Origin of the sequence: Streptomyces sp. TLI_171 (genome assembly GCF_003610255.1) — a bacterium.
Taxonomy (GTDB): Bacteria; Actinomycetota; Actinomycetes; order Streptomycetales; family Streptomycetaceae; genus Kitasatospora.
In genome coordinates this window covers 2,701,822-2,724,778 of sequence record NZ_RAPS01000001.1, presented here as the reverse complement: position 1 = coordinate 2,724,778, position 22,957 = coordinate 2,701,822, and the positions used below count along the sequence as shown (strand labels likewise).

Annotated in this window: 19 protein-coding genes and 1 tRNA gene; 6 read left to right on the top strand and 14 right to left on the bottom strand. The window is 74.0% G+C overall.

What is annotated here, in order from left to right:
• Positions 1-28: 28 nt before the first annotated feature.
• The gene (locus BX266_RS12320; protein ID WP_099899323.1) at positions 29-1,627 is read right to left on the bottom strand and encodes a hypothetical protein; all 1,599 of its coding nucleotides are present in this window, start codon (positions 1,625-1,627) and stop codon (positions 29-31) included.
• The gene (locus tag BX266_RS12315; protein WP_099899321.1) at positions 1,624-2,841 is read right to left on the bottom strand and encodes a hypothetical protein; all 1,218 of its coding nucleotides are present in this window, start codon (positions 2,839-2,841) and stop codon (positions 1,624-1,626) included. The genes BX266_RS12320 and BX266_RS12315 overlap by 4 nt, the downstream gene beginning before the upstream one ends.
• Before the next feature lie 183 nt (positions 2,842-3,024).
• Here BX266_RS12315 and BX266_RS12310 point away from each other — a divergent pair, with 183 nt between their 5' ends.
• Entirely contained in the window at positions 3,025-3,681 is a 657-nt protein-coding gene (locus BX266_RS12310; protein WP_099899319.1) for a histidine phosphatase family protein, read from the top strand.
• A gap of 34 nt (positions 3,682-3,715) precedes the next feature.
• Here BX266_RS12310 and BX266_RS12305 read toward each other — a convergent pair whose 3' ends face one another.
• Positions 3,716-5,083, bottom strand: coding sequence for a transcriptional regulator (locus BX266_RS12305; protein WP_099899317.1), 1,368 nt, complete (start codon positions 5,081-5,083; stop codon positions 3,716-3,718).
• 335 nt (positions 5,084-5,418) lie between these two features.
• Between BX266_RS12305 and BX266_RS12300 the strand changes: the two genes are divergently transcribed.
• Together BX266_RS12300 and BX266_RS12295 are read left to right on the top strand one after the other, a co-directional pair.
• On the top strand, positions 5,419-5,817 hold the full coding sequence (locus BX266_RS12300; protein WP_259464665.1) for a hypothetical protein: 399 nt from the start codon (positions 5,419-5,421) through the stop codon (positions 5,815-5,817).
• A 143-nt stretch (positions 5,818-5,960) separates the two neighbouring features.
• Positions 5,961-6,836: a spermidine synthase gene (locus tag BX266_RS12295; protein ID WP_099899315.1), complete on the top strand. Its 876-nt coding sequence runs from the start codon at positions 5,961-5,963 to the stop codon at positions 6,834-6,836.
• 109 nt (positions 6,837-6,945) lie between these two features.
• Here the strand turns inward: BX266_RS12295 and BX266_RS38550 are convergent, their stop codons facing one another.
• From BX266_RS38550 to BX266_RS12270, 5 genes are all read right to left on the bottom strand, one after another.
• Positions 6,946-7,620 carry a hypothetical protein gene (locus BX266_RS38550; RefSeq protein WP_180290467.1) on the bottom strand — a complete coding sequence of 225 codons (675 nt, stop codon included), beginning with the start codon at positions 7,618-7,620 and terminating at the stop codon, positions 6,946-6,948.
• 166 nt (positions 7,621-7,786) lie between these two features.
• Positions 7,787-9,241 carry a glycoside hydrolase family 1 protein gene (locus BX266_RS12285; RefSeq protein WP_399169501.1) on the bottom strand — a complete coding sequence of 485 codons (1,455 nt, stop codon included), beginning with the start codon at positions 9,239-9,241 and terminating at the stop codon, positions 7,787-7,789.
• A 61-nt stretch (positions 9,242-9,302) separates the two neighbouring features.
• The gene (locus BX266_RS12280; RefSeq protein ID WP_099899313.1) at positions 9,303-10,220 is read right to left on the bottom strand and encodes a carbohydrate ABC transporter permease; all 918 of its coding nucleotides are present in this window, start codon (positions 10,218-10,220) and stop codon (positions 9,303-9,305) included.
• 1 nt (position 10,221) lies between these two features.
• Complete coding sequence (locus tag BX266_RS12275; protein ID WP_099899311.1) at positions 10,222-11,181, bottom strand: carbohydrate ABC transporter permease; 960 nt, start codon at positions 11,179-11,181, stop codon at positions 10,222-10,224.
• A gap of 108 nt (positions 11,182-11,289) precedes the next feature.
• Complete coding sequence (locus tag BX266_RS12270) at positions 11,290-12,612, bottom strand: ABC transporter substrate-binding protein (RefSeq protein ID WP_099899309.1); 1,323 nt, start codon at positions 12,610-12,612, stop codon at positions 11,290-11,292.
• 431 nt (positions 12,613-13,043) lie between these two features.
• Between BX266_RS12270 and BX266_RS12265 the strand changes: the two genes are divergently transcribed.
• Positions 13,044-14,108, top strand: a complete 1,065-nt coding sequence (locus tag BX266_RS12265) for a LacI family DNA-binding transcriptional regulator (RefSeq protein ID WP_099899307.1) — start codon at positions 13,044-13,046, stop codon at positions 14,106-14,108.
• Positions 14,109-14,475: 367 nt separating this feature from the next.
• Here BX266_RS12265 and BX266_RS12260 read toward each other — a convergent pair whose 3' ends face one another.
• The 5 genes from BX266_RS12260 to BX266_RS12240 all read right to left on the bottom strand — a co-directional run bounded on the left by BX266_RS12260 (position 14,476) and on the right by BX266_RS12240 (position 19,477).
• Entirely contained in the window at positions 14,476-14,922 is a 447-nt protein-coding gene (locus tag BX266_RS12260) for a DUF4442 domain-containing protein (protein ID WP_099899305.1), read from the bottom strand.
• A gap of 357 nt (positions 14,923-15,279) precedes the next feature.
• Positions 15,280-15,355 (bottom strand) — tRNA-His (locus tag BX266_RS12255).
• A gap of 114 nt (positions 15,356-15,469) precedes the next feature.
• On the bottom strand, positions 15,470-16,072 hold the full coding sequence (orn, locus tag BX266_RS12250; protein WP_099899303.1) for an oligoribonuclease: 603 nt from the start codon (positions 16,070-16,072) through the stop codon (positions 15,470-15,472).
• 5 nt (positions 16,073-16,077) lie between these two features.
• Entirely contained in the window at positions 16,078-17,613 is a 1,536-nt protein-coding gene (locus BX266_RS12245; protein ID WP_259465087.1) for a helix-turn-helix domain-containing protein, read from the bottom strand.
• 952 nt (positions 17,614-18,565) lie between these two features.
• Positions 18,566-19,477, bottom strand: a complete 912-nt coding sequence (locus BX266_RS12240; protein WP_099899301.1) for an NAD(P)-dependent oxidoreductase — start codon at positions 19,475-19,477, stop codon at positions 18,566-18,568.
• Positions 19,478-19,775: 298 nt separating this feature from the next.
• Between BX266_RS12240 and BX266_RS12235 the strand changes: the two genes are divergently transcribed.
• The gene (locus tag BX266_RS12235; protein WP_099907743.1) at positions 19,776-20,627 is read left to right on the top strand and encodes a helix-turn-helix transcriptional regulator; all 852 of its coding nucleotides are present in this window, start codon (positions 19,776-19,778) and stop codon (positions 20,625-20,627) included.
• A 7-nt stretch (positions 20,628-20,634) separates the two neighbouring features.
• Here the strand turns inward: BX266_RS12235 and BX266_RS38545 are convergent, their stop codons facing one another.
• Entirely contained in the window at positions 20,635-21,657 is a 1,023-nt protein-coding gene (locus BX266_RS38545) for an HAD family hydrolase (RefSeq protein ID WP_180290466.1), read from the bottom strand.
• Positions 21,658-22,350: 693 nt separating this feature from the next.
• Here BX266_RS38545 and BX266_RS12225 point away from each other — a divergent pair.
• Complete coding sequence (locus tag BX266_RS12225) at positions 22,351-22,860, top strand: universal stress protein (RefSeq protein WP_099899299.1); 510 nt, start codon at positions 22,351-22,353, stop codon at positions 22,858-22,860.
• Positions 22,861-22,957 lie beyond the last annotated feature (97 nt).

Here is a 22,957-nt window from a genome sequence, read left to right as displayed (position 1 = left end):
CAGCTCTCCAGAAAGGTTCATCGGAGGGTCATTCCCACTCGTCGGCACCGGCCGGTGAATCCGCGCCGGCCACCGGCGGGCCACCGTGCGTCCACGGCGTGTCGGCCGGCTCCGGCAGCGGCGCGGACTGCCGCGCCGCCAACTCGAACAGCGTGAACACCACGGCGTCGCCCGGCTCCGGCACGCTGCCCGGCTCAGGGTCCTTCTTCCGGCCCATGCCGGACAGCAGCCGCACCACCACCTCGCCCGGCGCCGACGAGACGATCACGGCGCGCTGCGCGGGCTCCGCGTGCGCCCGGTACACCTCGCGGCCCGGATCGGCGTGCGGCCGGTCGCCGGTCCGCACCACCAGCAGCGGACGGGGCTTGGCGGAGCGGCCCTCGGACCACTCCGGCACCACGTCCACCACCTCGCCCGCGAAGGCCTCGCCGGACAGCCGGCGCTCCGCCATCGCCAGCGGATCGTCCAGCGCCTCCTGGATGTCCAGCTTCGCCTGCTCGCGCTCGCGCTGCGCCAGCTTGCGGGCCGCGGTCACCGCGTCGTCCCGGCGCGGCTGCGGGGGCTCCCCGGCGGCCACCCGGTCCCGGTGCATGGTGAACGACCAGCGGTCGCCCTCCCAGCGGTCCGGCAGGTGGCCGGCCGGCGGCAGCCCGCGCAGCAGGTCGATGCCGAGCCACACGTCGTGCCAGGTCGGCAGCGTCGCGCCGAGCAGCGCCTCGCCCAGCACCGCCCGGGCCTGCTCGACCAGCGCCGCCGCCCGGCGGGCCTCCGCGGCGTCCCGGGACGCCTCCGCCCGCTCCCGCACCGCGACCGCGGCGTCGTGCCGCAGGATCGCCGGGGCCAGCACCTGCTCGTCGAACCGCGGATCGGTGGTCGGGCCGGCCGGCGGGTGCGCCAACTGCCCGTCCGCGTCCCGCGCCGACTCCACCCACTCGGCGGCCGCCGCGCCCGACGTCCCCGGCCCGAAGCCCGCCGGCGGGACGTGCCAGGCCAGCCGGGCCGCCAAGTGCTGGTCCTCCAGGTTGCTCTGCCCGGTCGCCCAGTGCCGCGAGAGCAGGCCCGTCATCGCCAGCAGCATCGAGGAGCCCGGCACCTGCGCACGGTCCGTCAGATGCGTCAACCAGCGCCCCAGCAGCGGCACCTGGGTGGGCGCCGGGTACTCGCCCGGATCCGGATCCTGCGCCGTCCGGCGGAACCGGGTGGACCGGCCGAGCAGCGCCAGGTGCGCCACGCCCCCCGCGTTCGGCACGATCAGCTGCGGCGCGTCCGCGCACAGCTCCCGCACCACCGGCACCTTCTCGCCGCTCACCGGATCCTTCTCGGACCCCTCCAGCAGCTCCACCTCGGCGCCGAACGACTCCAGGTACGGCACCACCTCCGCCGCCACGGCGGCCAGGAACTCCGAACGCTGGGTGCGGTTCAGCGGCTGCGGCACGAAGTGCAGCCGCGGCCGCTCCCGGTCGGTGCCCAGCAGCACCGCCAGCGGGGCGCCCGCCTCACCGGCCGCCGCCAACGGCACCAGCACCATCGGACGCTCCGACAGGTGCCGGTGCCGCACCGTCGCCAACGGCTCCGCCCGCTGCCCGCGCACCGCCTCCAACCGGGCCAGCGTGGACAGCAGGCTCACCGCACGCCCCCGGCGGCCAGCGCCTCCGCCCGCAGCCGGGCCGCGTACGCCAGGCGCTCGGACGCCTCGTCCAGCCCCAACTCCTCGAACAGCGAAGGCTCCAGGCCCTCCGCGCCGCCCCGCTCCGCCGCCGCCAGCGCCTCCTCCACGGTGCGCAGCGAACCCAGCTCACCGCGCACCCCGCGGCCCAACTGCTCGACCGCGCCCGCGCAGCGCGCCTGCGCCCGGCAGTGGAAACCCAGCTCGCAGGTGGAGATGCACTCGGGGCCGTACGCGGCCGGCACCGTCGCCACCGCCGCGTCGAGCTCCTCGGGCGGGCGGGTCGGCGCACCCGACTCGTCCCGCGCCAGGTCGAAGGTGACGCCCTCCGGCAGCGCCGCCAGCAACTGCTCGACCCGCGTCATCCGGGACAACTGCCGCCGGGTGGTGGACAGTTCGCGCCGCACATCGACCGGCACCGCGACCGGCTGGTTGGAGAAGTCCTTCGGGCAGACCAGCAGCACCGTCAACTCCGGCGCGCCGGGCAGTTGCTGGACGGCGTAGGGGCCGCCGACGAGCGGTGCGCCGGCCAGCCGGGCGGCCGCCTCCTGCAGCGCCAGCACGTACACCGCGGACTGCCGGGCGGCCGCGCCGACCTTCGCCGGATCGGCCGAACCGTCCAGCACCGGGAAGGACTTGATCTCCACCACGGTGCACCGGCCGCCGTGCACCACCACCGCGTCCGGCTCCAGGTAGGCCGGGCTGCCCGCCACCTCGAGGCGCAGCATCGGATGGTCCAGCAGCGTCCACCCCGCCGGGTCGGCGGCCGCCTCGGCCAGCGCCGCCGCGGTGCGCTCCGCGCGCACCGCGGGGGAGGCCGAAGGCAGCAGGTCCGGCACCGCGAGCGAGGCGACCTCCGCCTCCGGCACGCCCAGCAGGCGGCGCAGCGGGCGGAGCAGCACCGCGTAGCCGTCCCGCTTCAGGCGGGACTCGAACTGCAGGCCGCGACGGATCGCGAACGGGGACTGGCCGAACGGCGCGGGACGGCCCAGGCGCTGGGCCAGCGCGGTCTTGTCCACCCCCGCGGCGTCCAGCAGGGCGCGGCGGCGGCAACCCGGATTGGCGGCGAGCGCGGCGAGGGCACGGGCGTCGAGGCTGCGCTGCGGCGCCGGGCCGCGCAGCTCGGAGAGCCGCCGCAGCGGCGGGGAAGCCTGCCCGAAGTGCGAGACGTTCATGGTGCGGCCCAGTCTCGCACCCGGCGCCGACAAAGCGGAGCCCGTCGGTCGAACCGGGCGGGTCCGTCGGTCGAACCGGACGGGTCCCGTTGTCCGGGGGAGCGGGGCGGTGAGGGATCATGGGCCGGTGGACTCGACGCCGAGGCCAGTGAACCGCACCCCTTTCCGAACGAGGTAGCCCCCATGCCCGCCCGTATCGTGCTGGTCCGCCACGGCGAGACCTCCTGGTCGGCCACCGGCCGGCACACCGGTCGCACCGACGTCCCGCTCACCGAGGAGGGCCGCGAGATGGCCCGCGCCCTCGGCGAGCGGCTGGCCCGGGCCCCGTGGAACGGCCTGCCCGACGCCGCCGTCTTCACCAGCCCGCTGTCCCGGGCCCGCGACACCGCCGAACTCGCCGGCTTCGGCGACCGCGCCGCGGACCGCCCCGAACTGCTGGAGTGGGACTACGGGCAGTACGAGGGGCGCACCGGCGGCGACATCCGGGCCACCGACCGGCCCGGCTGGCTGATCTGGCGCGACGGCGTGCCCGGCGGCGAGACCCTCGCCGAGGTCTCCGCCCGGGTCGACGCCTTCCTCGCCGGGATCAACGAGGAGCACGGCGTCCCCGAGGCGGACACCACCACCATGCACTGCGCCGACCGCGACGTGGTGCTGTTCGCCCACGGCCACCTGCTGCGCATCCTCACCGCGCGCTGGCTGGGCCTGCCCCCCGAGTACGCGCAGCGCTTCAAGCTCGGCACCGCCGCGCTGTCCGTGCTGTCCTGGGAGTACGGGCTGCCCGCCGTCGAGATCTGGAACGACCACAGCCACCTCGACGGGCTGGCCAAGCACTCCTGAGGCCGCTCCGGCGGCGGCCCGTTCCGTCGTCGGGTCAGGCCGCCACCGCGTCGTCGTAGCCGGCCAGGAACTCGCGGACCTCCGGCACGGCGGCGTGGCCGCGCATCCGGTCCGCGGTGTGCGCCAGCATGCCGCGGATCCGGGCCGAGCGGACCCGGCCCAGCAGCAGCACCGCCGCCGAGCCCTGCGCGGCCGCCCCGGCCAGGTCGCCCCGGCCGAGCCGGTCGTGCGCCAACTCCGCGGTGTACAGCACCCGGTTGCGGACGAAGTGCGGCTCCTGCAGCCCTATCGCCTGCTCGGCCCGCAGGCTGGCGCGGTCCCACTCGCCCAGGGCCGACCAGCACTGCGCCTCCAGCCCGGCCAGCTCGGCCTCCCCGAAGAAGGACATCCACTCCGGGTCGGCCGCCCGCTCGCCCTGCTCGAACAGCGTGTACGCCCGGCCGAGCGCCCGCTCGCACGCCGACCGGTCGCCCAGCAGCGCCCAGCCGCCCGCCTCGCGCAGCGCCAGCAGCGACAGCAGCCGGTCCGAGCCCAGCCCGGCCGCCGCGGCCTGCCCGGCCTGCGCCGCCCGCAGCGCCTCCCGCGGGCGGCCGGCGTCCCGGGCCAGGAAGGCGCTGTTGCAGAACACGTGCGCCTCCAGGCCGGGGTCGCGGGCCATCCGGGCGGTCGCCAGTGCCTCCGAGTAGAACGAGCGGGCGTCCATCAGCCGGTTCGAGTCGTGGGCCAACCAGCCCACCGAGATGGCCAGTTCACCCGCCCCGCACTGCAGCCGGCGCTCGGTGGCGGAGTTGTAGTCGCCGTCGTTGAGCAGCACGTACGCGCTGCGCAGCGACTGCCCGGCCAGCTCGAACAGGGCGTCCGCGCCGTGCGCGTCGTCCAGCAGCCGGATGTCGCGGACCGCCTGCTCGACCCCCTGCACCTCGGCGGCGCCGACCCGGCGGCGCTCCGGTCGGGGCGGGATCGCGGGCGGCGCCGCCCGGTCCAGGCCGAGCGCCGCCGCCAGGGCGGTGGGACCGCCGTTCAGGAACGTACGGCGAAGCACGTCGTCGTTCTCCTCGTCAGACCGAAGCGGTGCGTCCGGCGGCGGGGCCGCGGCGGACGGTTCGGCGTCCGGCGCGCGGCGGCGGACCGCCGTGCGCGGCGCGAACCCGAGCTCCACCAGCGACTTCTCCGGCCAGATGTGCCGGAACACCCGCTCGTACGCGTAGTTGGGGCAGCGGATCTCGCCGGACTCCACCCGCCCGACGTAGCGCGCGTCGCAGGACACGTGCTCGCCGATCTCCCGGGCGGCCCGACGGACCAGGGTGGCGAACTCCCCCGGCGAGAGGTCGCCGCGCAGCTCGCGCATCGCCTGGTTGGGGACGGGCGCCGGACGGGGCCCGCCGGTTCGCGTGGCTGCCATGCTGCACTCCGAGGTCGTGCCGGGGTGGTCGCGCCGACCCCTGGGGGAGGGCCGCCGCGTCGCCACGACAGTACCGGGAGTCACCGCGCGAACACGGCGGGTCGCCAGGACTTGGCGGGTCAATCCCGGGCAATCCGGACACAGTTGCCGCGTTGTGCCATGAAATGCCATGGCTTGCTGTATCGGAGGCCGTGGCCTGAACAGCCGGTCCCGCGTTGTCCTGATACATGGACACCGGCGGTACGGGCCCCCTCCCGCACCGGCCCTCCGTCGCCCGACCGGGTGACGGAGCGCCGTCCGGTTTCCACGCGACCCCAGGTGACAGGAGGTCCCCCATGGCCACCGGAGTTCCCCAGTACCGGTTCCGGGCCGTGCTGCCCGCCGCGGGCGGTGCGCCGCGCGTCGTCCAGTACGACACCGTGACCGTGCCGGTCCGGCACGGGCTGGAGGCGGTGGACATCCTCCGGCTGCGCCGTGCCTGCGGTTCCGTCCACCAGACCGCCGGCGGCTCGGCCATCGCCTTCCTGGTCCCGGCCGGGACAGCGCTCGGCTGGCACCTGCCCGGCTCCGCCTGCACCCCCGGGGCGGACCTGCTCCCGCCCACCGACCCGCACTGGATCATCCCGCCCTCCGGCCCGCAGCCGTACGCCCGCCCCACCGACGCCTGGGTGCTGCGCTCCGCACTGTGCGAAGCCGCCATCACCCTCACCGCGGGTGGGCTCGGCCCGCTCTGAGCGTTCGCCGTTGCTGGCGGCTCATCAGGAAACCTGCCCGACGGGGCAGTTGACATGCAAGCGTCGTCTCAGCGGGCGGACCCGACGACCCCGTAGCGGGCCGCCTTCGTCACCCACCGTCGCCGACCGCGATAATGGCTCCCATGGGCCGCCCACGCACCACCTCCGTCCCCGGCCGCGCGCACAGCCAAGGCCCGCTCACCGCCACCGTCGCGTCCGGCACCGCCGAACTGCGCCCCGACCGGGACCGGCCGCACGCCTGGCAGCTCCTCCTCGACGGAGCCCCGCAGTCCCTGGTCGACCTCGCCGAACCCGGCCACCTCGGCTTCGAGTACCAGCGCCGGCTCGGACACCTCATCGACACCGTCGCGCCCGCGCGCCAGCCGCTCTCCGTGCTGCACCTCGGCGGCGGGGCGCTCACCCTGGCCCGCTACACCGCCGCCACCCGGCCGCGCTCCCGCCAGCAGGTCGCCGAGATCGACACCGCGCTCACCGAACTCGTCCGCACCGAACTCCCGCTCGACCGCACCTGGCAGATCCGGGTCCGCGGCGCCGACGCGCGCGCCGTCCTCGAGCGCACCGCCGAGGACTCCACCGACCTGATCGTCGCCGACATCTTCGCGGGCGCCCGGGTCCCCGCCCACTGCGCCACCGTCGAGTTCGTGCAGCTCGCCGCCCGCGCCCTCCACGCCACCGGCCACTACACCGCCAACATCACCGACGGCGGCCCGCTCGGCTTCGCCCGGGCCCAGGCCGCCACGCTGCGCGCCGTCTTCCCCGAGGTCTGCCTGATCGCGGACCCCGCCGTCCTGCGCGGCAAGCGCTTCGGCAACCTGGTGCTCGCCGCCGCGCACACCCCCCTGCCCCTCACCGAACTCACCCGCCGGCTCGCCGCCGACCCCGCCCAGGCCCGCCTGCTGCACGACCGCGACCTCACCGACTTCATCGCCGGGGCCGCCCCGGTCACCGACGCCCGCGCGGTCCCGTCCCCGGCCCCGCCCCCGAAGGCCTTCGACTGAGCCCCTGGCGGACAGTCAGTGCCGCGGTGCTCCGGGACAGGGCCCGCGGTGATCGGAAGCAGCGCCCGTGATCCTTCCCCCGTCCCTCCGGCACCGCGGAGGACAGGTGTCAGTGGCCGCCCGGGAGGCCGCGGTGCTTGTAGGCCGCGGCGGCGGTCAGGAGGACGCCGGCGGCGATCGGGATGAGGACGGCGATGGCCCCCTCCTGATCGGTGGGGCGGCCGGGGGCGGCGGCGAGGGCCAGGTGATCGGGGGCGGGGGAGGGCGGGGACGGGGCCGGGGGAACCGGGGCGGGGACGAGGACGGGCGCCGGGCGAGGGCCGCCGGCCAGGGGTGGGGGCGCGGCGGAGGCGGCGGGGGAGAGGAGGACCGGGTCGGCGGGGCCGCGTCGGGCGGGGACCAGGATCTCGGTCTCACCGGGACGGCCGTCCGCGGGACCGGAGCGGGAGGCCCGGTCGGCGTCGGCGGGGCGGGCCTGCGGGGGGACGGTGGAGAGCAGGCCGGCGGCGAGGGAGAACGCGTCCGGGCGGTCGGCCCGGTGGCCGGGCAGCGGGAGTTCTCCGGTGTCGAGGTGCTGGTCGAGGACGGTGCCGAGGTCGGTCACGGCACCGGTGCCGGCGGTGCTCACGGTGTCCAGGACGGGGCCGGTGGCGCCGAGCAGCCCGCCGTCGTCCGCGTGGATCGTCCGGCCGAGGGTGCGGGCGGCGGGGTCGCTCCGGCCGGTGTCGGCGGCGCGGGCGTCGGCGGTGCCGAGGCCGAGGCCCAACACCTGGGCGGCGAGCATCCCGCTCGCCGCCAGTGCCCCGGGCCGGCCCCACCGGCGCCGGGAGGTGTCCGAACGTCGCGGCCGTTTCGCGTGATTGGTTCGCACACCAGGGGAGAACGAGCGGGACTCCCCGCAGTCACGCTCGTCGCTCACACTCCGTCACACTGTGCGGGGGTGCGGGAGTTCAGGCGAGACCCCCGCGCCGGATCACCTCCGAGTACCAGCGGGCGCTGGTCTTGGGGGTGCGCAGCTGGGTCTCGTAGTCGACGTGGACGATGCCGAAGCGCTTGCTGTAGCCGTACGCCCACTCGAAGTTGTCCAGGAAGGACCAGAGGTAGTAGCCCCGCACGTCCGCCCCCGCGGCGATCGCGTCGGCCGTGGCCTCCAGGTGCAGCTTGACGTAGCGGACCCGCTCGGGGTCGTCGACCTCGCCGTCGGGGCCGACCTCGTCGTCGAAGGCGGCGCCGTTCTCGGTGACCATCAGCGGCAGGCCGAAGTCGTTGTGCATGCCGACCAGCGAGTCGGTCAGGCCGGAGGCGTCGATCGGCCAGCCCATGGCGGTGACGTCGTCGTTGGCGAGGTGGAAGACCACGTCCTCGGAGCCCGGCCAGCAGCTGAACTCGCTGTCGCCGTGGCCGTCGTTGCGCGCCGCCTCGGCGGTCTCCGCGTCGGCGCTGGGCGCCGAGACGACGGTCGGGTTGTAGTAGTTCAGGCAGAGCAGGTCGATCGGACGGCCGATCTCCGCCTCGTCGCCGGGGCGGACCAGCTCGTCCCAGTCGACGATGTGGGCGGTGTCCGCCTTCAGGTCCTCGTCGTAGCCGCCCTTGAACATCGGGCCGGTCCAGACCCGGTTGCCGACCGCCTCGATCCGGCGGGCCGCCTCGCGGTCCTCGGCGGTGTCGTTGAGCGGGCGGACCAGGTGCAGGTTGAGCGAGACCGAGATCTGCGCGGAGGCGGGCAGCACCTCACGCAGCGCGCCGACGGCCAGGCCGTGGCCGAGGTTGAGGTGGTGGGCGGCCTTGAGCGCGTCCGCCGGGTTGGTGCGGCCGGGGGCGTGCACGCCGGAGCCGTAGCCGAGGAAGGCGCTGCACCAGGGCTCGTTCAGGGTGGTCCAGATCGGGATCCGGTCGCCGAGGGCGCCGGCGGCGAGTGCCGCGTACTCGGCGAACCGGTAGGCGGTCTCGCGGATCGGCCAGCCGCCGGCCTCCTCCAGGTCCTGCGGGAGGTCCCAGTGGTAGAGGGTGGCGACGGGGGAGATGTTGTGCTCGAGCAGGGTGTCGACCAGGGCCCGGTAGAAGTCGAGTCCGCGCTCGACGGCCGGCCCGCGGCCGGTCGGCTGGATGCGCGGCCAGGACAGCGAGAACCGGTACGAGGTGAGGCCGAGGTCGGCCATCAGCCGGACGTCCTCGCGGAAGCGGTGGTAGTGGTCCACCGCGACGTCGCCGGTGTCGCCGTTCAGCACCTTGCCGGGGGTCTTGGCGAAGGCGTCCCAGATGGAGGGGGTGCGGCCGTCCTCGGCGGCGGCGCCCTCGATCTGGTAGGCGGCGGTGGCCGCGCCCCAGGCGAAGCCGGGCGGGAAGGCCACCCGGGGGGCCGCCACGGAGGTGTGGGCGGCGGTGGTCGGATCGGTCATGGTCATACGGGAGCGCTCCCATGGCTGAGGGGTGGACGGGACGGGTGTTCCGGGGTCTTCCAGAGGGTCAGCTCTTGACGGCGCCGGAGGTGATCCCGCCGACAATGTGCTTCCCCAGAACGGCGAAGATCAGCAGCAGCGGCAGGGTGCCGACGAGTGCACCGGTCATGATCACGGCCTGGTTGATGTCGTGGCCGGAGCCGCCGCCGATCGCGGAGAGCGCGACCTGCACGGTGGGGTTCTGCTGGGTGAGCACCACGAAGGGCCAGAAGAAGTCGTTCCAGGACTGGACGAAGACCAGCATGCCGAGCACCGCCATGGCGGGCCGGGCGATCGGGAACACCACGTGCCAGATGATCCGCAGACTGTTCGCACCGTCCACCCGGGCCGCCTCGATCAGCTCGAACGGCAGGGCCTCGGACAGGAACTGGCGCATGAAGAACACGCCGAACGCGGCCACCAGGGACGGCAGGATCACCGCCTGCAGGTGGTTGCCCCAGTCCAGCTTGGTGATGATCCGGTACAGCGGGATCACGCTGAGCTGCGGCGGGATGGTCATGGTGGCGACCACCAGGGTCAGCAGCGCGTTGCGGCCGCGGAAGCGCAGCTTGGCGAAGGCGAAGCCGGCCAGCGTGGAGAACAGCACCGTGGACAGCGACACGCAGCCCGCCACCACGGTGGAGTTCAGCAGCGCGGTGCCCATGTCGGCCTGGTCCCAGGCGGTGGAGATGTTGGTCCACAGCTCGCCGCTGGGGAACATCGGCGGCGGCGACTGGGCCACCCGCTCACCGGTGTTGGAGGCCGCGACGAAGGTCCAGTACAGCGGGAACAGCGAGACCAGTGCGGCGACGGACAGCAGCACGTAGGCGACCGGGCCGGCCTTGTCGTGGTCGCCGGCCCCGCGGCGGAACAGCCGGCTGGGGGCCGCGTGGGCCTTCTTGCCCGCCTCGCGGGAGGAGGTGGGGGTGGACAGGGTGGCGGCCATGTCAGCCTCCCAACTCGTGGCGCTTGCGGTAACGGGTGATCAGGAACTGCACCAGGCCGATCAGCAGCAGGATCAGCAGCATCGTCCAGGCCACCGCCGAGGCGCGGCCCAACTGGCGGGACGGCCAGCCCAGTTCGTACATGTAGAGGCTGAGCGTCTGGAACTGGTGCGCGGAGCCGCCGGAGACGCCCACGCCGCCGCCGAACAGCATCGGCTCGCCGAACAGCTGGGTGGCGCCGATGGTGGAGACGATGATGGTGAACATGATGGTCGGGCGGATCGACGGGATGGTGATCCGGGTGAACTGCTGCCAGCGGTTGGCGCCGTCCAGGCTGGCGGCCTCGTAGAGGTCCTTCGGCACCGCCTGCATCGCGGCCAGGTAGATCAGCGCGTTGTAGCCGGTCCAGCGCCAGGTGACGATGGTGGAGATGGCGATCTGCGAGGGCCAGGTGTCGGCGTACCACTGGGTGTGGTCGATGCCGATCGCGCCCAGCGCCCAGTTGATGAAGCCGTAGTCCGGGTTGAACAGCTGGACGAAGACCAGCGTCGCGGCGGCGATCGAGGTGGCGTACGGCGCGAGGATCGCGACCCGGAAGAAACCGCGGCCGCGCATCCGGTAGTTGAGCAGGTGGGCCAGGCCCAGCGCCATCAGCAGCTGCGGGACGGTGGAGATCACACCGATGGTGAAGGTGTTGCGCAGCGCGGTCCAGAACTGGTCGTTCGACCAGAGCCGGGTGTAGTTGCCGAAGCCCTTCCACTCCATCACGTCCGGCGTGAGCAGGTCGACGTAGTGCAGCGACAGCCAGCCCGTCCAGATCAGCGGGAAGAGGCCGAAGGCGGCGAAGCAGAGGAAGAACGGGGCGATGAAGGCGTACGGGGAGGCCTTCAGGTCGAACCGGTACAGGCGTGAGCGCCAGGAGGGGCGCGCGGGCGGGGCCTCGGCGCGGACGTGGGTGGCCACTTGGGGTTTCCTTCCCGGGGGTGGCGAGGGGCGGCGGAACGGCGCCCGGCCGGGTGGGCGGACCCGGCCGGGCAGTTGGGATCGGCTACCGGCGAGAGCCGGCCCGGATCAGTGGCCGGTCTTGTCGTCGACCAGCTTGGTGACGTTGGTCCAGGCCTTGGCCGGGTCGGTGCCGTGCTCCTCGATGTCGAGGATGCCGTTGTCGGTGATGATCGTCTTCACGTTGCCGTCCTGGTCACCGATCGGCGCCGGCTTGATGGACTGGGCAGCCGCGGCGAAGATCTGGCCGGTCGGCGCGTTGTTGAAGTACTCCTGCTTGGCGCCCTGGACGGCGGGCTGCTGCAGGCCGCCGATGGTGGAGGGCAGGTTGCCGACCTTGGTGAAGACCTTGGCCTGCTGCTCCGGCGCGGTCAGCCAGGCGACGAGCGCCGCGGCCTCCTTGGTGTGCTTGCCGGCCTTCGGGACGGTCAGGAAGGCGCCACCCCAGTTGGAGGCGACCGGCGGGGCGGCGACGTCCCACTTGCCCTTGCCCGAGTCACCGGAGTACTTGCTGATGATGCCGGTCATCCAGGACGGGCAGACCACGGTGGCGAACTTGGCGTTGGCGAACGCGGCGTTCCACGGGTCCTGGAACTGGCGCAGGCCGGCGGAGATCTTCGCCTGCGAGGCGGAGACCGCGAGGTCCCAGGCGGTCTTCACGCCGGCGCTGGTCTTGTAGACGAGCTTGCCGGAGGCGTCCGAGTACTGCTCGGGCTGGGCGGACAGGACGGCGTTGAACAGGCCCGAGGCGGAGTCGGTGAAGAAGGTGCCGGTCGGGGCCTTGGACTGGTAGGTCTTGCCCGCCTCGACGAACTTCGCCCAGTCACCCGCCCACAGCTTGCCGACCGCCTCGCGGTCGGTGGGCAGGCCGGCCTGCTGGAACAGGTCGGTGCGGTAGCAGATCGCCATCGGGCCGATGTCGGTGCCGAGACCGATCAGCGAGCCGGACGCGGTGGTGGCCTGCTTCGACTTCCAGTCCAGCCAGTTGCCCGGGTTGATGCCCTCGGTCTTGCCGAGGTCGACGAACTTGTCGCCCAGGGCCTTGGTGGCCTGCGCGATGTAGCCGACCTCGACCGCCTGGACGTCGGCCAGACCGCTGCCCGAGGCCAGGTGGGTGGTGAGCGCGTCCCAGTACTTCTGACCGTCCTGGACGGTGTCGTACTTGATGGTGATGTTCGGGTGCGCGGCCATGTACTCGTCGTACAGGCCGGCCTCCTTGTAGCCGAAGGTGCCGAAGTCGCCGACGTTCAGGGTGATCTTCGCGTTGGGGTCGGTGCTGTCCCCGCCCTTCTTGTCCGAGCTCGACGAGCAGGCCGTCAGCAGCAGGGCGGAGGTGGCGAGGACCGCGGTGGCGAGGACGGCAGCTCTGCGGGGGCGGGAGGTGGTGCGCATGGGGGCGAACTCCTTTGTCCGGGTGGGTTGGTCCGGTGGTCTTCCGGTGGGCGGCCGGGGTGTTCCGGCTGCCCGTGGTGGTCTTCCGGGCGGGAAACGAGAGGTTCGTGGGTGTTCTTGGTGCGCTGAATCTTGGCTACAGTGTGGGAGCGCTCCCACAGCTGGGCATGCCGGAAGGTTGCTGTGTCGCGGGGGTGAGTGTCAAGACGTGGTGACATAAACGTTGCCGGAGCGTTTCCACCCCCGTTACCACCGCCGTTGACGTCCTCGGGCTGCCCTCCGGCCGACCCGGGGCCGCCCCGGATGGTCGGAAATGCCGCGGGACCGGCCACAATGAACACTCCGTACCGAACTCCGTACGGATCCGGGGCCCGCCGGACGGGACCGATCCAGCCAGAACCAGACCGAACCAGAGACCGAGAGGTGTAGCGATGAGCCCGACCGCACAGCGCCCCGAATCGCTCCATCCGGGTGCCGCCGGCAGAGCCACCGCGCGCCCCACCCTGGAGGAGGTGGCCGCCCTCGCCGGAGTCGGCCGCGGCACCGTCTCCCGGGTCATCAACGGCTCGCCCCGGGTCAGCACCAAGGCCCGCGAGGCGGTCCAGAACGCCATCGCCGAACTCGGCTACGTGCCCAACCGGGCCGCCCGCACCCTGGTCACCTCGCGCACCGACTCGATCGCGCTGGTCGTCCCCGAGGCCGAGACCAGGCTGTTCTCCGAGCCGTACTTCTCCGACATCATCAGCGGCGTCTCGGCCGAACTCGCCGAGACCGACATGCAGTTGCTGCTGATCCTGGTCCGCAACCAGCGCGAGCGGGACCGCCTGTCGGCCTACCTCACCGCCCAGCGGGTGGACGGCGTCCTGGTCGTCTCGGTGCACCGCGACGACCCGCTGCCCGGACTGCTGGAGAGCCTGGAGATCCCCTCCGTGCTGGCCGGTCGGCGCGGCGACCTCGAACCGCTCAGCTACGTCCACGCCGACAACGCCGGCGGCGCCCGGATGGCCGTCCGGCACCTGCTGCGCCGCGGCTGCCGCCAGGTCGCCACCCTCACCGGCCCGCTGGACATGGAGGTCGCCCAGGCCCGCCTCGGCGGCTACCGACGGGCCCTGGAGGAAGCCGGGCAGGCCTACGACGAGGACCTGGTCGGCCTGGCCGACTTCACCGAGGAGGGCGGCCGGGTCGCGATGCGCGAACTCCTCGCGCGGCGGCCGGACCTGGACGGCGTGTTCTGCGCCTCGGACGTGATGGCGGCCGGTGCGATGCAGGTGCTGCGGGCGGCCGGGCGGCGGATCCCCGACGACGTCGCGGTGATCGGCTTCGACGACTCGATCGTGGCCCGGCACACCGATCCGCCGATGACCAGCGTGCGCCAGCCGATCGAGGAGATGGGCCGCACCATGGCCCGGCTGCTGCTCGACGAGATCACCGAACGCGGCCGGGCCCGGCGGCAGGTGGTGCTGGCGACCGAGTTGATCGTCCGCGACTCCGCCTGACCTCGGGGCGGGACTCCGGCGTCAGCCGGCCGGCCGGCCACAGGGCGGGGCCCTGTGCGGGCGGGCGGCGTTTCCGTGTTGCGCGCGCCACGAGTGTGCGGACCCGCAGCGCGGGCAGTGCGCGGACCCGCGGTGCGGGTGGGCGTGGGCTGCAGGGGCGACCGGTACGGGCTTCGGGCGGGCCCGTAGCGGCCGAGGCGGCCCCGGGGTGCGGTCCGGGCGGTCCGGAGGGAGTTCCGGGGGAGTGCGGGGCCGCCACGGCTCGTCGTGCGGGCGCGGGCCGGCCGGCACCCGCCGTGCTCGCGCGGGCAGGGCCGCCACGGCCCGCCTGCTCGCGCCGGTCGGGCCGCCAAGGTCCTTGGTGGGCTCAGGAGTTGGGGCGCAGCGTCCAGACGATCTCCAGCACGCCGGTGACGGCGCCGTCCTCTCGGGTGATCTCGACGGTGACCGGGAACTCGGGGCGCTTGCCCTCGTCGAGCTCGGCGACCACCTCGGCGACCGGGCGGCCCAGCGTCGCGGTGGCGGTCACGACGCCGCGGGCGAGCTTCTTGAACGAGATCTCGCCGACCGTCGGCAGCGGCACCGCGCGGCCCAGCTGGTCGCCGAACGCGGCCAGCACGATCGCGCCGCTCGCCGACTCGGCCAGCGTGAACATCGCGCCCGCGTGCGGACCGCCCACGTGGTTGCGGTACTCCGGCAGGTCGGGCAGCCGCAGCACGGCCCGCTCCGGGGTGGTCTCCAGGTACTCCAGCTGCAGGGTCTTCACCATCGGGACGGTGTCGGTGAGCAGCTGGCCGATCGCAGTAGTGGTCATGCTCGCGATGTTACTGGCAGGTAGCTTTGTCGTCCATGGTCCGGGAGCGGGTCGCACCCGGATCCCTCCCGGTCCGGCCCCGGCCCGCCGTGGTCCGCTTGCCGGGGTGACGGGGCGTCGGACGCCTCCGGGTCGGCCGTGCCCCGGGAAAACCGGTCCGCGGACATCGGCCCAATGTCCGGCGCGTGCTGCGGAATTCCGTCCGGCGGCCCCGTCCGGCGCTGATCGCGAGGGGCCCGCCAGTGATTCGGGTACGTACCGGGATTGCGGCAACTCGGTGCGGTGGAAGGCGTTTTCGGCACCGCGCGGGGATACGACGAAGGCCCTCAACGATTTCTCGTTGAGGGCCTTCGGTGATGGGGTGAGCGACGGGACTCGAACCCGCGGCCACCTGGACCACAACCAGGTGCTCTACCAACTGAGCTACGCCCACCATCTGCCTGGCTCGTTCACGCTTTCGCGCTCCCGCTCCGACAGGAAGAACTCTACAGGATGCCGAGGGGTGCTCGCGCCAGGGTTTCCCGGACCGCTCGGACCCGAGCGCTGGTCAGGCGGTGGGCACCTGGTGGCGGGCGGCGATCTCCCGCGCGGTGTCGGTGTCCGGGCCCGGCAGCGGGACGAACACCGCCTCGCGGTAGTACCGGAGTTCGGCGATCGACTCGCGGATGTCGGCCAGCGCGCGGTGGCTGCCGCCCTTCTGCGGGCTGTTGTAGTAGGCGCGCGGGTACCAGCGGCGGGCCAGCTCCTTGATCGAGGAGACGTCCACGATCCGGTAGTGCAGGTGGCCCTCCAGCTCCGGCATGTCCCGGGACAGGAAGCCGCGGTCGGTCGCCACCGAGTTGCCGCACAGCGGCGTCTTGCCGGCCTCCGGCACGTGCTCTCGGATGTACGCCAGCACCCGCTCCTGCGCCTCGGCCATGGTCAGCCCGTCCGCGAGCTCGTCGAGCAGGCCGGAGGAGGTGTGCATCTGCCGCACCACCTCGGGCATGTTCGCCAGCGCCTCGGCGGGCGGGCGGATGATCACATCCACGCCCTCGCCGAGCACGTTCAGCTCGGAGTCGGTCACCAGGGCGGCGACCTCGATCAGGGCGTCCCGATCGAGGTCGAGGCCGGTCATCTCACAGTCGATCCATACCAGACGGTCATTCACGCCCCTCACCCTACGGCGCGATCACGCGCCCCCGACACTGTGCGCGCCCCGTCGGGCCCGAACTCCGCCGTCCCGTGCGCCCCGCGCTCCGGTTCGGCCTCCGCGCGGTGCGCCAGCCGACGGCCCCGCGCGCTCGGCTGCTCGCCGCCGACGTCCTCCGCGATCGCGTGCTCCATCGGACGGTCCGGCCGCTCCGCCGCCCCCCGACCGCCCGGGTACGCCGCGCTCGGCCGCACCGGCTGGCCCGGCGAGGGCTGCGCGTGCGCGTGGGCGGGCGGCGGCCCGGACTGGCGCTCGCCCGGGCGTTCGGACGTGCGCGCGGCGAACGCGCCCGGCGGAGGACCGGCCTGCGGGGGCACCAGCGGACGCTGCCGCTGCCGTCCGGCCGCGCCACCGTTCGGAACGCCGCCCGGGTGGCCGCTCGCACCGGTTCCGTTCGACGGGGCCTGGGGCTGCGTCAGCGAGCCGTGCCCGGCCGGACCTTGCAGCCGCTCGGCCGGAGCGCCCTGCAGCGGCACCGTGCTGCCCTGGCCGGCGGCCGGCCGACGGGCGCGGAAGCTGGTCCGGTACGCGGCCGGGGACACCCCGAGCTGCCGCCGGAAGTGCCCGCGCAGCGCCACCGGCGACCGGAAGCCGCAGCGCCGGGCCACGTCGTCCACCGACAGGTCCGAGGTCTCCAGCAACCGCTGCGCCTGCAGCACCCGCTGGGTGATCAGCCACTGCAGCGGGGCGCTGCCGGTGAGCGTGCGGAATCGGCGGTCGAAGGTGCGCCGCGACATGTAGGCGCGGGCGGCCAGCACCTCCACGTCGAACTGCTGGTTGAGGTTCTCCAACGCCCAGGTGACCACCTCGGCCAGCGGGTCGTTGCCGATCTCCTCGGGTAAAGACTGATCGATGTACTGGGCCTGACCTCCGCCACCGCGGCGGTTGGGCACCACCAGCCGGCGGGCCAGCGCGTTGGCGGCCTCCGCGCCGTGGTCGCTGCGCACCACGTGCAGGCACAGGTCGATGCCGGCCGCGGTGCCCGCCGAGGTCAGCACGTCGCCGTCGTCCACGAACAGCTCGCGCGGGTCGACGTGGACCCGCGGGTAGCGCTTGGCCAGCGTCGGCGCGTACATCCAGTGCGTGGTCGCCGGACGTCCGTCCAGCAGTCCGGCCGCGGCCAGCACGAAGGCGCCGGTGCACAGGCCGATGATCCGGGCGCCCTCGTGGTGCGCCTTGCGCAGCGCGGCGATCGCCTCGACCGGCGGCGGCTGCGAGATCGACCGCCAGGCCGGCACCACGATGGTGCCCGCCCGGGACAGCGCCTCCAGCCCGTACGGGGCGGTCAGGGTCAGGCCGCCGGTGGTGGTCAGCGGCCCCTCCTCGCCGGCGCAGACCAGCAGCCGGTAGCGGGGGACGCCGGCGTCCTGGCGGTCCACGCCGAACACCGACAGCGGGATCGAGCTCTCGAAGATCGGCGCGCCGCTGAACAGCAGCACCGCCACCGTCTCGCGCCGTCGCCGCCCGGCCAGCTTGCGCGGGGAGTTGAGCGAGTTCAGCGCGCCCGGGCCGGCGGCGGTGAGCAGGTCGGCGGCGGAACCCGCGGACGCCGGGGCGGTGACCGCTCCGCCGTGGGAGGAGAGCGACGGGGGCGCGCCCGCGTGCTGACCGCCCGTCAGGGAGCCCGGCGCGCCGTGCGGCTGACCGTTGCTCTGGCCGGCGCCGTGCGAACCGGCCGACGCACCACCGAACTTGCCGAGTCTCGCCGCGCCACCCGGATGGGACGACGGCTGGCGGCCGCCTTCAGGACCCGCGTCGCTCCTGCTCACCCTGCTCAAGGCGCTCCAGCCCCCTCGGTGGTGTGGTGGTCTCGGCTGCCGCTCCTGCGAGCCAAGATCGAATCTACTTGGTGGACCGTTGCCGTTGTGACAAGTTCACCATCCGACGCTATGTCGACATGGCAATTTGGCGTGAAGCATTCGATCACGAAGCGTGGCACCCGTCGACCCCGCTGTGAAGGGGGCGCGGACAACGGTGGCTGGTTGTCGCGCGACCCGTCGTCGATTCCCCGACCGGCGGTGCACCCACCGCCCACTGTGTGCTGCGGCTTTGCCCGAACGGCGGGTCCGGAGCGCAAGTTGGCCGAAAATGGACGGTTCGAATCGGGGGCGCGAAACCGGCCTTCACGCGCCACAGCGCACACCTGAGCCATGATCCCCGCGCCCCGTCAGCCCCCCGGCGCAACCCGAACCGGCCACTCCTGAATGCCCCTCACCTCACACTCCGTCACTCTGTCCTGTCCACTTCACTCCTGTCCCACCCGCCCCGGCTCCACCGCCCGGCCCGCCCGGCTGCCGCTGCCCCCGCCGACCCGCCAGCTCCGCAGGTGCGCCGCACATTCGTCCTAATCCCGTCGGTACCCCGGGAGGCCTTGTTGCGTACGGCGCGGGTCCGGGCCGGAGGCGTTCTTCGGGGCGGGCCGGCACGGGTCTCCGGCGCCCGCCCGTCCGCTCAGAGCGCGCCGGCGTCGGCCGCCGTCCAGGCGGACGGGTACAGCGGGCGCCAGCCCAGCTCCCGCCGGGCCGCGGTGGTGGACACCTGCCCCTCCCAGGGATCGAACCCCCTGTCGGGACGGCTCGGCTGCTGCCCGCCCTCCTCCTCGTGTTCGTCCGGGTGCGGCGACCCGGCCGGGTGCACCCGGCCGTTGAGCAGGTACAGGTCCCAGGCGGTGAGCGGGGCGTCGTCCGCGAGGTTGAAGGTGCGACCTTCGAGTCCCGGAGCCGTCGCAGCCCGCCACAGGCCCTGCGCGACGTCCGCGTGGTGCACCACTGCCAGCCGCTGATCGGCAGGCCAGTGCGCAGCCCAGTTCAGCGACTGGGCCAGGTGCGGGTCACCCTCGCCGTAGACGAACGCCAGCCGCACCACCACCAGCGGCAGGGCGTGCTGCGGCCGCTCGGCCAGCGCGCGCAGGCCCGCCTCGGCCTGCGCCTTGGACGCCGGGTACACCCCCCACGCCGGGTCCGGCGCCAGCACGTCGCCTTCCACGGCGGGCCGCCCGAGCCCCCGGCCGTACACCAGGCTGGTGCTCACCTGCACGAACCTGGACACCCCTGCGGCGGCCGCCTCCCGGCCCAGCGCCACCGCCGCGTCCCGGTTGACGGCCCACGCGGCCTCGTCCGGCACCCCGCGCAGCGCGGCGGCCGCGTTCACCACCACCTCGATGCCGTCCAGCGCCCGCCTCCGGCCGGACTCCTCGCGGAGGTCGCCGACCACCGCCTCGACCCCGAACTCCTCTAGCCGGGAAGCGCGTTCCGCGTCCCGCACCAGCACCCGCACCGACCCCGGACCGGCCCACCCCGCCAGCCGGGGGACCAGCCGACGGCCGACCTGCCCGGTCGCCCCGGTCATCAGAAAACGTGCCATGACTGTCTCCTCCACGGACTCGCCCGTCCGCGCCCCAGCCGGTTGCCCGGCTGACCCGTTGCACCGGCGGTCCCGGTGCTCGGGTCCGCCGGGTCCGCCGGGTCCGGTCGGTTGAACGCGGTCCCGGCGCGGGTGGGTTCGGGCCCCGGGCCGGACCTGCGGCCGACCCGGTGGGCCGGAACGTCCGGCCCCCGCACCACTCTGGGGGCGAGGATCACGCGGTGGCAGAGACCTCCCGAGCCGGGGACCGGCGATCCCTGGCTCGGACCGCGCCGGCCGGGCCATCCTGGGCAGCGTGATCGACCGACCCGCACTCGCCGACTTCCTCACCCGCTCCCGCGCCCGGCTGGGCCCCGCCGACCTGGGCCTCGCCCCCGGCACCCGCCGCCGCACCCCCGGGCTGCGCCGCGAGGAGGTCGCCCACCTGGCCGGCCTGTCCGTCGACTACTACGCGCGCCTCGAACAGCGCCGCGGCCCGCAGCCGTCCCCGCACCTGCTCGCCGCCCTGGCCCGCACCCTGCGGCTGACCGAGGACGAGCGCGACCACCTCTTCCACCTCGCCGGGCACCGGCCGCCCCGCCGTCACAGCCCGCTCGACCACGTCCGCCCCGGACTGCTGCTGATCCTCGACCGGCTGCACGACGTGCCCGCGCAGGTGATCTCCGACCTCGGCGACGTGCTGGTCCAGAACCCGATGGCCGCTGCGGTCTTCGGCGATCTGTCCGACCTGCCGCCCGCTGCCCGCAACATCACCCTGCGCTGGTTCACCGCCCCCGAGGTCCGCCGCCGTTTCCCCGAGGACGCGCACCCGGACCTCGCCCGCGCCCACGTCGCCAACCTGCGTGCCGCCCGGGCCGCCCGCCCCGACGATCCCCGGATCACCGAGTTGCTGGGCCGACTCCGCTCCGGCAGTCCGGAGTTCAACGAGCTCTGGGACCGCCACGAGGTCGCGGTCCGCCGCAGCGGACGCAAGACCGTGCTGCACCCCGCCGTCGGCCGCCTGGACCTCGACTGCGAGGTCCTCGCCGCCGCCGGCGAGAGCCAGCTCCTCCTGGTGCACAGCGCCCCGGCGGGCAGCGAGAGCGCCGGACGCCTCGACCTGCTGCGGGTGCTCGGGGCGGAGCCGGCGGACGCGGCCCGGAAGGCCTGACGGAGGGTCAGCCGGCAGCCGTCGCGGGGTCGCCCCAGCGGGCCTGGGCGGTGGCGGGCCCGGCGGGCGCCGCGCGGTCGATCTGGGTGAGCGGAACGGGCTTGCCGCGCGGCAACAGCGGTGCGACGGGCATGCCCGGGGCGTTCGACGGCACGGTCGGTCCGCCCGCTGCATTCGACGTTGCTGTTGCCGTTGTTGCAGCTGTCGCTGCGGTGACCGTGGCGGCCGGCGCGCTCCGGCCGAGCTTCGTGGGCGGCGGCGCCAGCCGGGAGGCCGGAACGGCGAGGTGGCCGCGGGACGGGCGCGGGCGGGGGGCGGAGTGGGGGAGGCCGGACGCGGCGGCGAACCCCCGGCCGGCGGTGGAGCGTTCGGCCGCCGCGACGATCAGCTGCACCGCCTCCGGGAGGGTCGGGGCGCTGATCGTCGGACGGTAGGCGCGTTCGGCCCACGGCCGCCCGTGGTGCAGCCAGGCACTGCGCAGCCCGGTGGCGGCCGCGCCCGCGATGTCGGCCGGACCGTAGTCGCCCACCATCCAGGTCTGCGCGGTCCAGTCCCCGGAGGACCGGTACCCGCACCGCCGGGCCGCGATCTCGAAGATCAGCGGGTCGGGCTTCAGGCAGCGGGCCTCCTCCGAGATGACCCAGCCGTCCACCAGCGGAGCGAGCCCGGTGAGCCGGATCTTCTCCAGTTGGGCGAGCGTCCCGCCGTTGCTGACGATGCCGATCGTCCAGCCCGCCGCACGGGCCTCCCGCAGCGCTTCGACATGCGAATCAGGGCATTGGATATGCGAGTTGATGCCGAGCCGGTAGTGCTTCAGCATCGTCTCGACCGAGCGGTCGATGCCGTAGCGGCGCTTTGCTGCACCCAGTACGGTGCTGCGCGGCACGTACCCGCTGCCGTCGAGCATCACCAGCCAGTCGAGGTCGCCGGCGGGCAGGTGGTTCTCGGCGAGGAAGTCCTCCGCCCACGCCCGGAACGCGGCATCCCTGGGCAGCAAGGTGTTGTCGAGGTCGAGCAGGAGCAGCGGCATGCCGAGCATGCTGCCAGCGGGCACCCCGTATGCACGTGGCAATTGCCAAAGGCTTGGGGATTTTCCGCGAATTGGCCGAATCCGGTTGGTACGCCCCCAAGCCGGACCATGATCCGAATGCGGACAGCGGCGGTCGCCGGCCGCCCCGGCGCCACAACTGCCGTGCACCGCCTGCGGACAGGGGCGATGACAGTCGGGTCACGGTGTGTGGACACCCTGTTGCGCACACTGCGTGTCGTCGGTCAAGCTCCTTGGAACCCGTCGCGCGAGGGGCGCACACTCCGGCGTGTGTCTCCTCCGCAAGCGGGAACCTGGTCGTACGAGGGCTCCGCTGCTGGGCGGTGCCCGTCCCGAGCCGTACTCTGAAAGGCACAGGTCGCCATCGGTGGTCGTCGTTCCGGAGCGGTTCGCCACCCCGGTCGTCCCTGTCACCGGGACCGGGCGGTTCACCGCCGTGTCCCCCTGCGTAGGCCCGTCCCAGTTGAAGAGTTTTGAGCCATGGCCGGTCAAGAGCCATCCGGATCTGCCCACGGCAGCCCTCGCGACGAGAGGACCGCTGCCGAGTCCCTCGACGTGTTCGGACGTGCGGGCCGCCGTCGTGACCCCGGCCGACGGCGTGAACCGAAGCGTGACACCCCAGGGACGGCGGCGGACCCGGCCGTCGGCCCCCGACCCGGTACTGCGGAGGACGCGATGACCGACCGTTCCCGTCCGACCGTCGGCCGCCGCGACGGCGAAGGCGAACCACAGCTCCAGGAGCACGGCTCGCGGGCCTGCGACCCCCGGTTCCAGCACGGCGTGGTGGTCGGCTTCGACGGCTCACTCTCCAGCGAGCGCGCCCTCGCCTACGCCGTGGGCATGGCCCGCCGCTCCCAGTGCGGCCTGGTGATCGTCCACGTCGCCAACCGGCTTCCCGCCACCGTCTGGGCCGGCTGCGAGCCGCCGGTCTTCGTGGACCTGCCCGACCAGCGGACCGAGATCCTCGGCCTCGAACTCGCGTGCGCCGACTTCCTGTCGGGCGTCCCCTGGATCCTGGTGGAACGCGGAGGCGACATCTGCCACGAGATCGAGGAGGTCGGCCGCGAGTACGCGGCAGACGCCATCGTGGTCGGCAGCACCCACGGCCTGCTCGGCAAGATCTTCGGGTCGGTCTCCGGCCGCCTGGCCCGCCGCGCCAACCGCCCGGTCATCGTCATCCCCTGACGGCAGGCTGACGTGTCCGGGCTGCGGGCTGCGGGCTGCGGGCGGTGTGCGGTGTGCGGTGTGCGGTGGGTCGGGGGTTCGGGCTGCGCGGCGGACG